This is a genomic window from Pseudomonas gregormendelii (assembly GCF_017114825.1).
Taxonomy (GTDB): Bacteria; Pseudomonadota; Gammaproteobacteria; order Pseudomonadales; family Pseudomonadaceae; genus Aquipseudomonas; species Aquipseudomonas gregormendelii.
In genome coordinates this window covers 86,955-100,450 of record NZ_JADEVO010000010.1, presented here as the reverse complement: position 1 = coordinate 100,450, position 13,496 = coordinate 86,955, and the positions used below count along the sequence as shown (strand labels likewise).

Annotated in this window: 14 protein-coding genes; 4 read left to right on the top strand and 10 right to left on the bottom strand. The window is 61.4% G+C overall.

Annotation, left to right across the window (positions count from 1 at the left end; genetic code table 11):
• Positions 1-22 precede the first annotated feature (22 nt).
• From hemB to IMW75_RS09620, 3 genes are all read right to left on the bottom strand, one after another.
• Positions 23-997, bottom strand: a complete 975-nt coding sequence (gene hemB / locus IMW75_RS09630; RefSeq protein WP_205892472.1) for a porphobilinogen synthase — start codon at positions 995-997, stop codon at positions 23-25.
• Positions 998-1,127: 130 nt separating this feature from the next.
• Positions 1,128-1,970, bottom strand: a complete 843-nt coding sequence (locus IMW75_RS09625) for a PhzF family phenazine biosynthesis protein (protein WP_045060949.1) — start codon at positions 1,968-1,970, stop codon at positions 1,128-1,130.
• A 27-nt stretch (positions 1,971-1,997) separates the two neighbouring features.
• On the bottom strand, positions 1,998-2,696 hold the full coding sequence (locus tag IMW75_RS09620) for a glutathione binding-like protein (protein ID WP_045060948.1): 699 nt from the start codon (positions 2,694-2,696) through the stop codon (positions 1,998-2,000).
• A gap of 362 nt (positions 2,697-3,058) precedes the next feature.
• On the opposite strand from IMW75_RS09620, the gene IMW75_RS09615 reads away from it, so the two are divergent.
• Both IMW75_RS09615 and IMW75_RS09610 read left to right on the top strand, forming a co-directional pair.
• Positions 3,059-3,730 (top strand): hypothetical protein, encoded by a 672-nt coding sequence (locus tag IMW75_RS09615; protein WP_045060947.1) that lies wholly within the window; start codon positions 3,059-3,061, stop codon positions 3,728-3,730.
• A 66-nt stretch (positions 3,731-3,796) separates the two neighbouring features.
• Positions 3,797-4,852 (top strand): permease, encoded by a 1,056-nt coding sequence (locus IMW75_RS09610; protein ID WP_205892471.1) that lies wholly within the window; start codon positions 3,797-3,799, stop codon positions 4,850-4,852.
• A 38-nt stretch (positions 4,853-4,890) separates the two neighbouring features.
• Here IMW75_RS09610 and mnmH read toward each other — a convergent pair whose 3' ends face one another.
• Together mnmH and selD are read right to left on the bottom strand one after the other, a co-directional pair.
• Positions 4,891-5,994, bottom strand: a complete 1,104-nt coding sequence (gene mnmH, locus IMW75_RS09605) for a tRNA 2-selenouridine(34) synthase MnmH (RefSeq protein ID WP_205892470.1) — start codon at positions 5,992-5,994, stop codon at positions 4,891-4,893.
• Complete coding sequence (selD, locus tag IMW75_RS09600) at positions 5,994-7,028, bottom strand: selenide, water dikinase SelD (RefSeq protein WP_205892469.1); 1,035 nt, start codon at positions 7,026-7,028, stop codon at positions 5,994-5,996. The genes mnmH and selD overlap by 1 nt, the downstream gene beginning before the upstream one ends.
• A 230-nt stretch (positions 7,029-7,258) precedes the next feature.
• On the opposite strand from selD, the gene IMW75_RS09595 reads away from it, so the two are divergent.
• Entirely contained in the window at positions 7,259-7,486 is a 228-nt protein-coding gene (locus IMW75_RS09595) for a DUF6555 family protein (RefSeq protein ID WP_045060943.1), read from the top strand.
• Positions 7,487-7,570: 84 nt separating this feature from the next.
• Here the strand turns inward: IMW75_RS09595 and IMW75_RS09590 are convergent, their stop codons facing one another.
• The 3 genes from IMW75_RS09590 to IMW75_RS09580 all read right to left on the bottom strand — a co-directional run bounded on the left by IMW75_RS09590 (position 7,571) and on the right by IMW75_RS09580 (position 8,761).
• Positions 7,571-7,738, bottom strand: coding sequence for a metallothionein (locus IMW75_RS09590; RefSeq protein WP_205892468.1), 168 nt, complete (start codon positions 7,736-7,738; stop codon positions 7,571-7,573).
• Positions 7,739-7,820: 82 nt separating this feature from the next.
• Complete coding sequence (locus tag IMW75_RS09585) at positions 7,821-8,273, bottom strand: DMT family transporter (protein WP_045060942.1); 453 nt, start codon at positions 8,271-8,273, stop codon at positions 7,821-7,823.
• Positions 8,274-8,275: 2 nt separating this feature from the next.
• Positions 8,276-8,761, bottom strand: coding sequence for a DMT family transporter (locus IMW75_RS09580; protein WP_045060941.1), 486 nt, complete (start codon positions 8,759-8,761; stop codon positions 8,276-8,278).
• 216 nt (positions 8,762-8,977) lie between these two features.
• Between IMW75_RS09580 and IMW75_RS09575 the strand changes: the two genes are divergently transcribed.
• Entirely contained in the window at positions 8,978-9,913 is a 936-nt protein-coding gene (locus IMW75_RS09575) for a LysR family transcriptional regulator (protein WP_045060940.1), read from the top strand.
• Positions 9,914-10,025: 112 nt separating this feature from the next.
• Here IMW75_RS09575 and IMW75_RS09570 read toward each other — a convergent pair whose 3' ends face one another.
• Complete coding sequence (locus tag IMW75_RS09570; protein ID WP_045060939.1) at positions 10,026-11,708, bottom strand: methyl-accepting chemotaxis protein; 1,683 nt, start codon at positions 11,706-11,708, stop codon at positions 10,026-10,028.
• 189 nt (positions 11,709-11,897) lie between these two features.
• Positions 11,898-13,214, bottom strand: a complete 1,317-nt coding sequence (locus IMW75_RS09565) for a Na+/H+ antiporter family protein (protein ID WP_177328578.1) — start codon at positions 13,212-13,214, stop codon at positions 11,898-11,900.
• Positions 13,215-13,496: the final 282 nt, after the last annotated feature.

Below are 13,496 nucleotides of genomic sequence, written 5' to 3'. Positions count from 1 at the left end.
GCCACAGGCAGGTTGCTGTTGGTTAGATCCCGGCCAGCGCCAGGTCCATCGCGAAGTAAGTGAAAATCAGATCGGCACCGGCGCGTTTGATCGCCCCAAGGCTTTCGCGGACCACCCGGTCTTCGTCAATGGCCCCGGCCTGGGCGCCGAACTTGATCATCGCGTATTCGCCGCTGACCTGGTACGCCGCCAGCGGCAGGCGCGAGGCCTCGCGGATGTCGCGGATGATGTCCAGGTACGCGCCGGCCGGCTTGACCATCAGCGCATCCGCGCCTTCCTGCTCGTCCAGCAACGACTCGCGCACCGCTTCGCGGCGGTTCATCGGGTTCATCTGGTAGCTCTTGCGATCGCCCTTGAGGGCACTGCCACCGGCTTCACGAAACGGGCCATAAAGCGCCGAAGCGAACTTGGTCGAATAGGCCATGATCGGCGTGTGGGTGAAACCGGCGGCATCCAGCGCCCGGCGAATCGCCTGGACCTGCCCGTCCATCGCCGCGGAAGGAGCGATCACATCGGCACCGGCCTGGGCTGCGGCAACGGCCTGCCGGCCGAGGTTGACCAGGGTCTGATCGTTGTCGACTTCATGGTTGTGCATGACCCCGCAGTGGCCGTGGCCGGTGTACTCGCAGAAGCAGGTGTCGGACATCACGATCATGTCCGGCACTGCATCCTTGGCGATGCGCGACATGCGCGACACCAGCCCGTTTTCGTTCCAGGTATCGCTGCCGTTGCTGTCCAGGTGGTGGGACACGCCGAACGTCATCACCGAACGGATGCCGGCACGGGCGTAGCGCTCGATCTCGCCGGCAAGTTTCGATTCGGGAATGCGCATCACGCCCGGCATGCTCTTGATCGGCACGAAGTCGTCGATTTCTTCCTCGACGAAGATCGGCAGCACCAGGTCATCGAGACTGAACTCGGTTTCCTGGAACAGGCTGCGCAGGCTCGCATTGCGGCGCAGACGGCGTGGACGTGCTTCGGGGAACTGACTGGACATGGAGGTTCCTGGGACAAGACAAAAGTCGTAGGGGGCGAAAGCTTATGCGTTGTGCGGCGTACCGCACAAACGCTTGTTGACCAAGAGTGCGTTACCGGTCCGGCAATAATCACCAGACGGCACGGTCGGTCTAGAGCGTCAAAGTGCCGCTGATGCAGGTCACGACGGGGCCGCCGACCCAGATTTCGTCGCCCACTTGCTCGACCTGGATGCGCCCGGCGCGACCCATGGTCACACCCTGGCTGACCACATAGCTCGGCGGTGCCAGCCCTTCCATGAGTAGCCACTGCGCCAGCCCGGCATTCAGGCTGCCGGTGGCCGGGTCTTCAGGCATGCCGTCGCCGCTGATAAATGCACGCACTTCGAACTGCGCGGCATCGCCATCGCGTGCCGGCTGCCAAGGCGCAACGACCCCGACCGCGAGGCCGAGCATTTGCCCATGGTCGGGCTGCAGGTCCAGCACCTGCCGGCGATCCGCCAGCATCACCGCCAGCCAGCCGGCGCCATTATCGACCCACTGACTGCGCAGGATCGCGCCGCGCTCCAGGCCCAATCCCAGACGCACCCGTTCTACAATCCCGGCATCCACCGGCCCGGTCCTGATCAGCGGCGGCGCCAGGAAGGCCAGCTCCGCGCCCTGGCGACGAATGCGCACAAGCCCGACTCCGCACTCCTGAATCACCTCCTCGGCCATGGGCACGCCGCCGGCTTCCAGCCAGGCATGACAAGTCCCCAGGGTCGGATGACCGGCGAATGGCAGCTCCTTGAGCGTGGTGAAGATCCGCACCCGGTAGTCGGCCCGCGGGTCACGGGGCTGGAGGATGAAGGTGGTCTCGCTGAGGTTGGTCCAGGCGGCAAACGCCGCCATCCGCTCGTCGCTCAGTTCATCAGCAGCGAACACCACCGCCAGCGGATTGCCCTTGAGCGGGCTGCGGCTGAACACATCTACCTGCTTGAAATCAAATGAATGCATGGCCTTTCCCTGGTCTTGTTGAATGGACTACTTCGGAATTTCCAGCCCGCGCATGACTGCCGGCCGCGCCAGGAAGCGCTCAAGCACCCGCGTCACGTTTTTGAAGTCGTTGATGCCTACCAGGTCGCCCGCTTCATAGAAGCCGATCAGGTTGCGCACCCAGGGGAACGTGGCGATGTCGGCAATGGTGTAGCGATCGCCCATGATCCAGTCCCGCCCTTGCAGCCGGGTATCGAGCACCTTGAGCAGGCGCTTGCTTTCGTCCACATAACGACCCAGTGGGCGTTTGTCCTCGTAGTCCTTGCCGGCGAATTTATTGAAGAAGCCAAGCTGGCCGAACATCGGCCCGATGCCTCCCATCTGGAACATCAGCCACTGGATCGTCTCGTAGCGTGCCGCCGATTCCTGGGCCAGTAACTGCCCGCTCTTGTCGGCGAGGTAGATCAGAATCGCCCCGGACTCGAACAGCGCCAAGGGTTGATCGGCCGGACCATGGGGATCGAGGATCGCCGGAATCTTGTTGTTAGAGCTCAGCGAAATGAACTCCGGGGACAGTTGGTCATTGGTTTCGAAGCTGACGCGATGGGGCTCGTAGGGCAGTCCGATCTCTTCAAGCATGATCGAGACCTTGACCCCATTGGGTGTCGGCAGGGAATACAGCTGGATCCATTCAGGGTACTGGGCCGGCCATTTTTGCGTGATGGGGAACGCGGACAAATCAGTCATGGGAGCATCCAAAGGAAGATGTAAGCCGATCATAATCCGTAGGGGCTGCCGAAGGCTGCGATCTTTTGATCGTGATCCTGATTTTTCAAGGTTGCTGAACATCAAGAGCAAAAGATCGCAGCCTCCGGCAGCTGCGACGACAAGTTGTAACATCCTGTCGGTAACTTTTCCTACATCCGAGAAAGCATCCCGGTAGAGTGCGGCGCACCTGTCGGGATCGAACCAAATGGGCTTCAGGCACTCTGATCCTTGCCCCTTCGGAAACGGACCGGCTCAACGACATGGAAATCACCCGACGCTGGAAGCTCGCGGTGTAAAGGTTTGTCAGCCTTAACCGAATGCGCTGAAGAACCCCTTATTCGATGAAATTCTTGAAATTTGCCAATCGCTTCAAGCATCGCGCCTATCTTTTTCTGCCGGCACTGCTCGCCACCAGTGCGGTGTTCCTGTCGCTGGAATCCAGTGAAAGCCGCGCCCAGCCCGCTGACGGTACCCAGACCCTGGTGTTCCTGCGCCATGCGGAAAAACCCGAGGGCGGCCTGGGCCAGCTCAACTGCCAGGGCCTCAATCGCGCCATTGACCTGGCGACCCTGCTCCCGGAAAAATTCGGCAAGGCCGACTACGTGTTTGCGGCCAACCCGACCCGCAATGTCGAGGAAGGCGAGCTGGATAACTCCTACAGCTACATCCGTCCCCTGATGACCATCAGCCCGAGTGCGATCAAGCTCGGCCTGCCGGTGAACATCAACTTCTCGGCCAACGATACCAGCGACCTGGCCGACGAACTGCTCCATGACAAGTACCACAACTCGGTCATCTACACCGCCTGGTCCCATGGCTACCTGCCTGAGCTGATCAACAAGGTGGCGGGCGACGCCCTGGGCAAGAAGCAGAAGATTACCGAAGACTGGGAATCGAGCGATTACGACTCGTTGTATGTGCTGACCCTGACCTGGCACAACGGCAAGGCCAGCCTGGAAAGCCACACCTACAAGCAAGGCCTGGATAACGGTCGCGAGACCTGCCCAACGTAAGTGCCTGCGCCGGGAGGAGGAGCTGGGCTATCATGAACCCTTTCCTTCTTGCCCCGGAACCTCCCCATGTCACTCTCATCCACAGTTGCCCCCTCCAGGGGCTGGTCGTTCTGGTGGAAACCTGCGCTTTTTGTCCTGGTCGCCTGTATTGGCCTGTATTACGTCAAATGGTCGCCCTACTACGCCAAGGCTTTCCTCGCCGCTGACAACCACAGCATCGGCGCCTCCATCCTCAACGACGCCCAGACCGCTCCCCTGGCCGCTGCACTGACCTATGCCAAGGTGTATTTCCTGGCGATCTGGAAAGCTGCAGTGCTGGCAGTGATTCTCGGCTCGTTGCTGCAGGTGTTGATCCCCCGCGACTGGCTGCTTCGCCTGTTCGGCCGCGCCGGTTTTGCCTCGACCTTGCGCGGCGGCCTGTTCGCCCTGCCGGGCATGATGTGTTCATGCTGCGCGGCACCGGTAGCGGCCAGCATGCGTCGCTCCAATGTGTCAGTCGGCGCCGCGCTGGCGTTCTGGATCGGCAATCCGGTGCTCAACCCGGCCACGCTGGTGTTCATGGGCTTCGTGCTGGGCTGGGGCTTTACGGCGCTGCGCCTGGTGGCGGGTATCGTGCTGGTGTTTGGCGTGTCCTGGGTGGCGCAGCGCATGTCCGGCCCTCAGGTGCTGCCTGAAGCGGCTGTGGAAGCAGTGAGTGAAGCGAGCACGGTGGATGTGCAACCGTTCCTGGTGCGCTGGGGCCGCACGCTCTGGCAACTGTTCTGGAGCACTATCCCGATTTACATCCTGGCAGTGCTGGTGCTCGGCGCAGTGCGGGTCTGGGTGTTTCCGCACATCGATGGGGCCACGGCCAACAGCATGATGTGGCTGGTGCCGTTGGCGATCATCGGCACTTTGTTCGTGATTCCAACGGCAGCGGAAATCCCCATCGTGCAAACCATGATGACCCTCGGCATGGGCACCGCCCCCGCCGTTGCGCTGCTGATGACCCTGCCGAGCATCAGCCTGCCGTCGCTGCTGATGCTGCGCAAGGATTTCGATGCGAGGGTGCTGGTGAGTGTGGCGCTGATGACCATGGGGATTGGTGTGGTTAGCGGGTTGATTGGGGCTGCTTTGCTGTAGATTTTGTGGCGCCCGTGAGGGCGCCATCGCGGGCAACATCACCCCCGCTGAACAGCACGCTCCAGCAGATACTCGAGCACCGCATCCCGCTCCCCGGCAAACTCGATTCGCGCGCCCTTTTTCTCGCGCTGAAACGCATACATCGGGTCGTAATACTCGCTCAACAAGCCCTCGATCCAGGCCCGGTGCAGGTCCACCGAGCCGCTGCGTGCCTGTTCCGCCAACGCATCCTCCATCAACAGCAGCATGCGCCGGTGCCGTTCGCCACCCAGGCGTTTTTGCACATTATTGAGGCTTTCCAGCAACCGCTCGGAGAACAGCGCAAACCCGACTTCGCCATGCACAGTGATGAATTCCGCGCACAGGTCTACCACGTAATCGCGCAGGATCCGCTCGACCCGCCCTTGCAGGCTGTCTTCCAGCCAGACCATCGGATACTGCTGCATGCCCTGGAACAACGGCAGCGGCAAGGCGCAGCTGCCGACCGTGCGGCTCTCGTCTTCCAATACGAAGCGCTCGATGCCAACCGCACGTTTTTTCAAGATGTCCACGGCCAGGCGGTTTTCAAAATCGATGTTGGAGGGCTGGTCAGTGGCGCGTTTGCCGAAACTGGAGCCGCGGTGATTGGCATGGCCTTCCAGGTCCAGACCGTTGCTCAACTGCGTGAGCACCTCGGTCTTGCCGGTACCGGTCATGCCGCCCAGCAACACGAAATCACACTGCGTCACTGCCTGGTCGACCGTGTCCAGCAGGAACGAGCGCATGGCCTTGTAGCCGCCACCGACTCGTGGGTACTCGATGCCCGCCTCGTCCTTGAGCCACTGCTGCACAAGCTGCGAGCGCAAGCCACCGCGAAAACAGTACAGATAACCTTCAGGATGGGCCTGGGCAAAATCGGCCCAGGCCTGGATACGTTCGGCCTTGATCGCACCGGACACCAGTTGGTGCCCGAGGGTGATCGCTGCCTCCTGCCCGTGCTGCTTGTAGCAGGTGCCGATGCGCTGGCGCTCGTGGTCATTCATCAGCGGCAGGTTGACCACGCCGGGAAACGAGCCCTTGGCGAATTCCACCGGTGCACGAGCATCGAGCATGGGTCGGTCGTTGAGGAAAATGGCGCGGTAGTCGGTGCAGTCGATTGGCATCAGAACACCTCGACCGCGTGGGTCTGTCGCTCAACCAGCTCACCGATGGGCTCAAGGGTCAGTCCCAGTTCGGCGGCCACGCTCAGAAACTGCGGGTTGCCTGCCGGAGTGACCGCTATCAGCAGGCCGCCGCTGGTTTGCGGGTCGCACAGCACACGCTTGTGCAGTTCCTGCAGACGTCCCAGTTTGCTGGCATAGCTGTCGAAATTGCGCAGGGTGCCGCCGGGTACGCAACCTTGTTCGAGGTAGTACTCGACCCCGGCCAGGCGCGGCACGCGGTCGTACTCGATACGCGCGGTCAGGTGGCTGCCGTCGGCCATTTCCACCAGGTGCCCGAGCAGGCCGAACCCGGTGACGTCGGTCATCGCGGTCACGCCCTCAAGCTTGCCGAAACGGCTGCCAGGCTTGTTCAGGGTGCACATCCAGTCACGGGCCAGGCCGATATCGGCATGGCGCAACTTGCCCTTTTTCTCGGCGGTGGTGAGGATGCCGATCCCCAGGGGTTTGGTGAGGTACAACAGGCATCCGGCGGTCGCGGTGTCGTTGCGTTTCATGTGGCGTTTTTCCACCAGCCCGGTCACGGCCAGGCCGAAAATCGGCTCGGGCGCGTCGATGGAGTGCCCGCCGGCCAAGGGAATGCCTGCTTCATCACAGATCGAGCGACCGCCACGAATCACCTCCCGGGCGATTTCCGGGGCCAGCACGTTGACCGGCCAGCCGAGAATGGCGATTGCCATCAGCGGATTGCCGCCCATGGCGTAGATGTCGCTGATGGCGTTGGTGGCGGCGATGCGACCGAAGTCGAACGGGTCATCGACGATCGGCATGAAGAAGTCGGTGGTCGAGACCACCCCACGTTCTTCGTCGATGGCATAGACCGCCGCATCATCACGCGAGGCATTGCCGACCCACAGATTCGGGTCCAGGTTCTGCGCCCCGCTGCCTGCCAGGATCACTTCCAGCACCTGGGGGGAAATCTTGCAGCCGCATCCTGCGCCGTGGCTGTATTGGGTCAGACGAATCGGCTCGCTCATGGGGGGCACCTTGTGAAGTCAGGTCGACAATCGTACAGCAATCACCTGGACGATCAGAGCCGGCCTGTGATCTTTGGGCCTTCAGGCCAAAAAACCACCGTGCAGGTTCCCTCAGCTATAGTGAGTTTCAGGTTGGGAGCCCATCCCAACTCGCTGCCGTCTGACAATCCGACTGAATTTTCCGGCCCGCCCATGATCCTTCTAATACCACAGGGAGAATCACGGGCTTTATGAACAACGCAAAATTATTCGTCATTGAGTACACCCTTCATGGCGCCCCCAAGTCTTTCATTATCCGTCTGGACAAGATGGACAACGCAGAGGCTTGGCATTGGGCAAGCTGTGACGCCGGTGTGGGTCGGATCCCGCGCTTTGGCCGGGAGAAGGTGCAGAAGACCAGCAAACCGATGGCCGAGAAATTCGGCGTCGAGAACGTGACCTGGCGGCCGGCTGGCTGACCCGCGAAGCATGGTTTGCCCAAAACAACAGTGGAGCCTGAAAAGGCTCCACTTTGTTTGAGTGACCGGTTATTGGGTGACCGGTTAACTGTGCGCGCACTTGCAGCCTTTGGATGAACACTCTTCGCCATGCTCGTGGTGCTTGGCGCACGCTTCGCAGCAGTAATGCTTGCCGTGTCGAGCGATCGGGTGCTCACCCAGCTCGCACTTGCATTTGGGGCAGTCGCAGGTATCGGTCCTGGTTACGGTCATGGTCTTGACTCCATCGTTATGGTCGTCCGGATGCAGCGGATGCCCACCCGTGATTACAGTGTAGGACCATCAACCATCGACGTTACGCCTGCCGCGTATTACTGCGATACATGAACACCAGCGCCAGCGCCAGGCACACCATCGCCAGGATCCGGCTGCCCGACAACTCGATTGCCGGGTTGCCCAGCCAGCCGAAATTGTCGATCAGCATGCCCATGCCCAACTGCCCGACGATAACCGCCACAGTGGCGACAGCCGCCCCTACCCGTGGCACTGCGCCGACCATCACCATCATGTAGACCACGCCGAAGAGGGCGCCGCTGAGCTGCCATTTCGGCACGTCGAGCAGACTCACCGCATGGGCCGGTTCGAAGAACAGGATCAGCAGGCCGGTGACCACAGCGCCGACCACGAAGGTCAACAGACTGCTGCGCAACACGCCCACCGTTTCACCCAGGCGTCCATTGATCGCCGCCTGCACACTCAACACCGCACCGGCCGCTACGACCACCGCCAACAAAATAAACAGACTCATCATCAACCCCTGGCAATCAGAACAAGTGCGGCAACAATCAACACCAACGCCAGCCAGCGTTCACCGTTGACCTTTTTGCGCGTTGCGCCGAACCAGCCGAAATGGTCGATCAGCACGCTTTTACCGACCTGCCCTGAAAGAATCGCGATCATCGTCATGGCGATGCCGATATGCGGCGTGGCCAGCGTCAATACGATCACGTACACGGGGCCCAGGAAACCGCCGATCAGTTGCCAGCGCGGCAAGGTGTTCAACGCCGGCCCCTGTTGCGGGCCGCTCATCAACAGCAGCAGAAACAAGATGGCCGAGCCAACGCCAAAGATGCTCAAGGTCGCCCACAGATGCCCGACCTGAACCCCAAGCGGCCCCAGCAACCCGGCCTCCACGGAAAGCCCCATGCCGGCCAGGATCACCAGCGGCAACAGCAGCAGCCGTAGCCCCGGTTTGGTGGCAGGCGTCGCAGCGACCTGTTCGATTGAAGATTGCATAAAGATAACCTGTGGTCAGTTAACACAAACCCATGTCGGCGCGAGCCTGCTCGCGAAAACGCTGCTCGGGTCGGCAACAAGCGGGTGAGCGATGATTTCGCGGGCAGACTTGCGCCCCATGGGCGAAGGAGGCGTGCATTATCGGCTGGCTTCCCTTTGCGATAAATGGGAGCATCCAGACAACACTTTTGCGCATTACGCACAGCAGGATTGATCATGCAGGGTCTAAACGAATTTGGATTCAAGGCGCTCAGGCTGTTTGTCGCGGTGCTGGACCATGGCAGTTTCTCTGAAGTCGCCCGTCGCGAAGGCCTGGCACCCTCCTCCATTTCGCGGCAGATCCAGCTGATGGAACAGGCCCTGAGCCAACAACTGCTGTACCGCCACACGCGCGCCGTCACCCCTACCGAGGCCGGGCGCATGCTGGGGCACCATGCGCGGTTGGTGCTGGTGCAGCTCGAGGAAGCCGAACAGGCGCTGCAGGAGCAGCGAAGCGAGCCGAGTGGACTGGTTCGGATAAACGCCCCGGTGGTCTTCGGGCAACGGCACCTGACGCCCTGGCTTGGCCAGTTGTGCGAGCGCTACCCGAAGCTGCAACTGGATATCCAGCAGACCGACAGCTACGTCGATCCGCTGCAGGAAGGTGCCGACCTGCTGTTCCGCATCGGCCCCCTGCACGACTCGAGCATGCAGGCGCGAATTCTGGCGCCCCATCGTTTCCAGGTGGCGGCCAGCCCGGCGTATCTTAAGCGTCGCGGCACCCCGAGGCGTCCCGACGAGCTCGTCGCCCATCAGTGTCTGGCCTACAAAGGCGTGGCCGGTCAGCAGCGCTGGTTCTTCCGCAAAGATCAGCAGGACTGGGTGGCTTACTCGGTGAAGGGGCCAATCACCGGCAACCATGCCGACACTCTCACTCAAGCGGCGGAACAGGGCCTGGGGCTGGTGATGTTTCCGTCATGGCTGATTGGCGAAGCGGTGCGTAACGGCACGCTGGTGCCCGTGCTGGAGGAGTATCAGGTATCCAATAGCCTGGAACCGCAGCAGATCGCCGTCCTGTGGCCCGGTAGCCGACGGTTGTCGGTAAAGGTCAGGACGGTGATCGATTTTTTTGTCGAATGCTTCGGGGCGGTGCCGTACTGGGACCGACCGTAGCTGGCGAGGCAGGCAGTGCGCTATGGCACCATCCTGGAGCAGGCAAGCTGCCCCCCTCGCCACAGGAGCTCAATTGCCACAGACGTGTAAAGGCCACCAAAAACGTCAGGCGTCAGATACGGAACTGCCCAACCAGTCCGCCCAACCGTTGCCCCAGGTCTGCGAGGCTACGGGTGGTTTGTGCGCCGAGCTGGGTTTCGTCAGCGACGCTGTCCACGGCTGCCGCAATCTGATGCACGCTGCGGTTGATCTCTTCGGCCACGGCCGTCTGCTCTTCGGCGGCGCTGGCGATCTGCGCGTTCATCGAGTTGATCGTGCCAATCAACTGCGCCATCGCATCCAGCGAAGCGCCCGCCTCGTTGGCCTGGGCGCTGGTGCCGTCGCCGGCCTCACTGGAGCGACGCATCGCCTCAACCGCTGACTGCGTGCCCGCCTGCAAACGGTCGATCATGCCCTGGATTTCCTGGGTGCTGATTTGCGTGCGACTGGCCAGCGCCCGCACTTCGTCCGCCACCACAGCAAAGCCGCGGCCCGCCTCGCCGGCGCGAGCCGCTTCGATCGCGGCATTGAGGGCCAGCAGGTTGGTCTGGTCAGCAATCGAGCGAATCACCCCGAGCACGCTGACAATCGACGACACGTCCTGCTGCAAACTGTCCAGCGACACGCCGCTGCTGCGAATGTCGTCCACCAGTGCATGAATCTTCACGATGCTGCCAGCCACTACCCGCTTGGCCGCCTGGCCCTCTTCATCCGTCTGCTGAGCCGCTACCGCAGCGTTCTGCGCGCTTTTGGCAACTTCCTGGGCCGCCGCCGACATTTCATTGATAGCCGTGGCCACCTGATCGGTCTCGTGACGCTGGCGCTCCATCGCCTGGTCCGAACGCTGGGCCTGAGCGGATACCTGAGTCACCAGGCCGGTCAGCTGCGAAGTCATTTCAGTGATCTGGCGCACCAGCCCATGGATCTTGTCGACAAAACGATTGAACGAGCCCGCCAGTTCGCCAAGTTCATCCTGGCTGGTAATGGTCAGGCGGCGAGTCAGGTCACCCTCGCCTGCCGCGATGTCATCGAGGTTGGCCTTCATCAGGTGCAGTGGACGCAAGATCGTGTTGGACAGCAACACGCCAGCAGCGGCGATCACCAGCAAGACCACGGCAGCGATGCCGACAATGCTCCACACCACCCCTTCCATGCGCGCCTGTACCTTGGCCTCGACCAGCGCCACCTGCGCCTCAATGCCGTCGAGATTCACCGACGTACCCACCGCCATGTCCCATTTGGCCAGGTACTCGGTGTAACCAAGCTTGGGCACCAGCACCTGGGTGTTGCCCGGCAACGGTGAACTGTATTGCAGGTAATGGGTGCCGTCCTTCGCGACTTTCACCAGGTCGCGGTTGACGTACACGCCGTTCGGGTCGCGGTTGTCCTTGAAGCTCTGGCCGACGCCTTCCGGGCTGTTGGCCTTGAACAGGCGCACGGTGTTGGAGTCATAGCCGAAGAAATAGCCGTCCTTGCCATAGCTGATGCTCGACAGCAATTTGATCGCCTGGGCCCGCGCGCCATCGTCGCCGGGGGCGGCGGCTTCGTAGAGAGGTTTGATCGTGGACACGGCCACGGCCACGTAGCTTTGCAAGGTGGCCTTGGCGTCAGAGAGCAGGCGTTGCCGGGTTTCCTCCACTTCGTTGCGCGCCTGTTGCTGCAGGATAAACAGCGTGGTCAGACTGATGACCAGCGCAAAGAGCAGCACCGGGAGGACGGCGAGGGACAGGACTTTAGCCTTGAGGCTCATGCGCATGACATTCACTCTTTTGATTTATTGGCGTGCCTGGAAGCTTTAACGGCACGCCGGAGCAAAAGTTGAATATCACCCACTGTAGGCGTGAGCCTGCTCGCGATAGCGGAGTGTCAGCCAACATCAATGGAAAGTCAGGCCGTCATCGCGAGCAGGCTCACTCCCACAGGGGAGATCAGTGAGGCGTGGGGATCACAACACCATCGCCGCCACCCAGCCGAAGGCCAGCAGCGGCAGGTTGTAGTGCAGGAAAGTCGGCACCACAGTGTCCCAGATATGGTGATGCTGGCCATCGACGTTCAAGCCGGAGGTCGGGCCGAGGGTCGAATCGGAGGCTGGGGAGCCCGCATCCCCGAGTGCACCTGCAGTGCCGACGATGCACACGATCGCCAGCGGGCTGAAGCCCAGCTGCACGCACAGTGGCACGAAAATCACCGCCAGGATCGGCACCGTCGAGAACGACGACCCGATGCCCATGGTCACCAGCAACCCCACCAGTAACATCAACAAGGCACCAATGGCCTTGCTGTGACCGATCCAGGAAGCGGCGGTTACGACCAGCGACTGCACATCGCCAGTGGCCTTGATCACTTCGCCAAACCCCGAGGCGGCGATCATGATGAAGCCGATCATCGCCATCATCTTCATGCCTTCGGTGAACAGATCGTCGGTATCACGCCACTTCACAATTCCCGACACCGAGAAAATCAGAAACCCTGCCAGGGCGCCAATGATCATCGAGTCGAGCAGCAGCTGGATCACGAACGCGGCGATGATCGCCAGGCCCGCGACCATCAGGCTCAGCGGGTTGTATTGCACCGCCACCTGCTCGACCTGCTCGATCTTGCCCAGGTCGTAGACGCGCTTCTTGCGGTAGCTGAAAAACGCAATCGCCAGGCCAAACACCATGCCCAGCGCCGGGATACCCATCGCGTGGGTGACATTGATGCCGCTGATATCAACGCCGCTGCGGGCGACGTTGGCCAGCAGGATCTCGTTGAGGAAGATGTTGCCAAAGCCCACCGGCAGGAACATGTACGGCGTGATCAGCCCGAAGGTCATGACGCAGGCGATCAACCGTCGATCCAGTTGCAACTTGGTCAGCACGTACAAAAGCGGCGGCACCAGCAACGGAATAAAGGCGATATGTATCGGCAAGATGTTTTGCGAGGCGATGGCCACGACCCCCAGCAGGCCGATCAGCAACCATTTGACCCGGCCGCCACTGCTGGCGTGCTGGCGATCAACCATGGCCAGCGCCTTGTCTGCCAGGGCATGGGCCATCCCCGACTTGGCAATCGCCACCGCGAACGCCCCCAGCAAGGCATAGGACAGCGCAACGGTAGCCCCGCCCCCAAGGCCGCTGTTGAACGCTTTAAGCGTGGCGTCGATGCCCAGGCCGCCGGTCAGGCCACCGACCAGCGCGCCCACGATCAGCGCGATCACTACGTGTACGCGGGACAGGCTGAGTATCAGCATGACGCCGACCGCAGCAATTACTGCATTAATCATCGTTACCTCAAGGCAAGCAGAATGAGCTCAGCCGGCAGTCTGCGAAGAGCCGCCAGCGGATTTTAGAATGGGTTTTATTAGAGGGCGCGCACTGTGCCGCAGCACTGCCAGCTTGTCAAAGCCAACACGATCCCGTACGAGCTGCCGCAGGCTGCGATCTTTTGAGCTTCTGGCGTCATCAAGAACATTGAAAATCAAAAGATCGCAGCCTTCGGCAGCTCCTACCGGGTGAAATTCGATATTCGGTAAACACCATCAAGAATCCCGAGTAACGGCCGC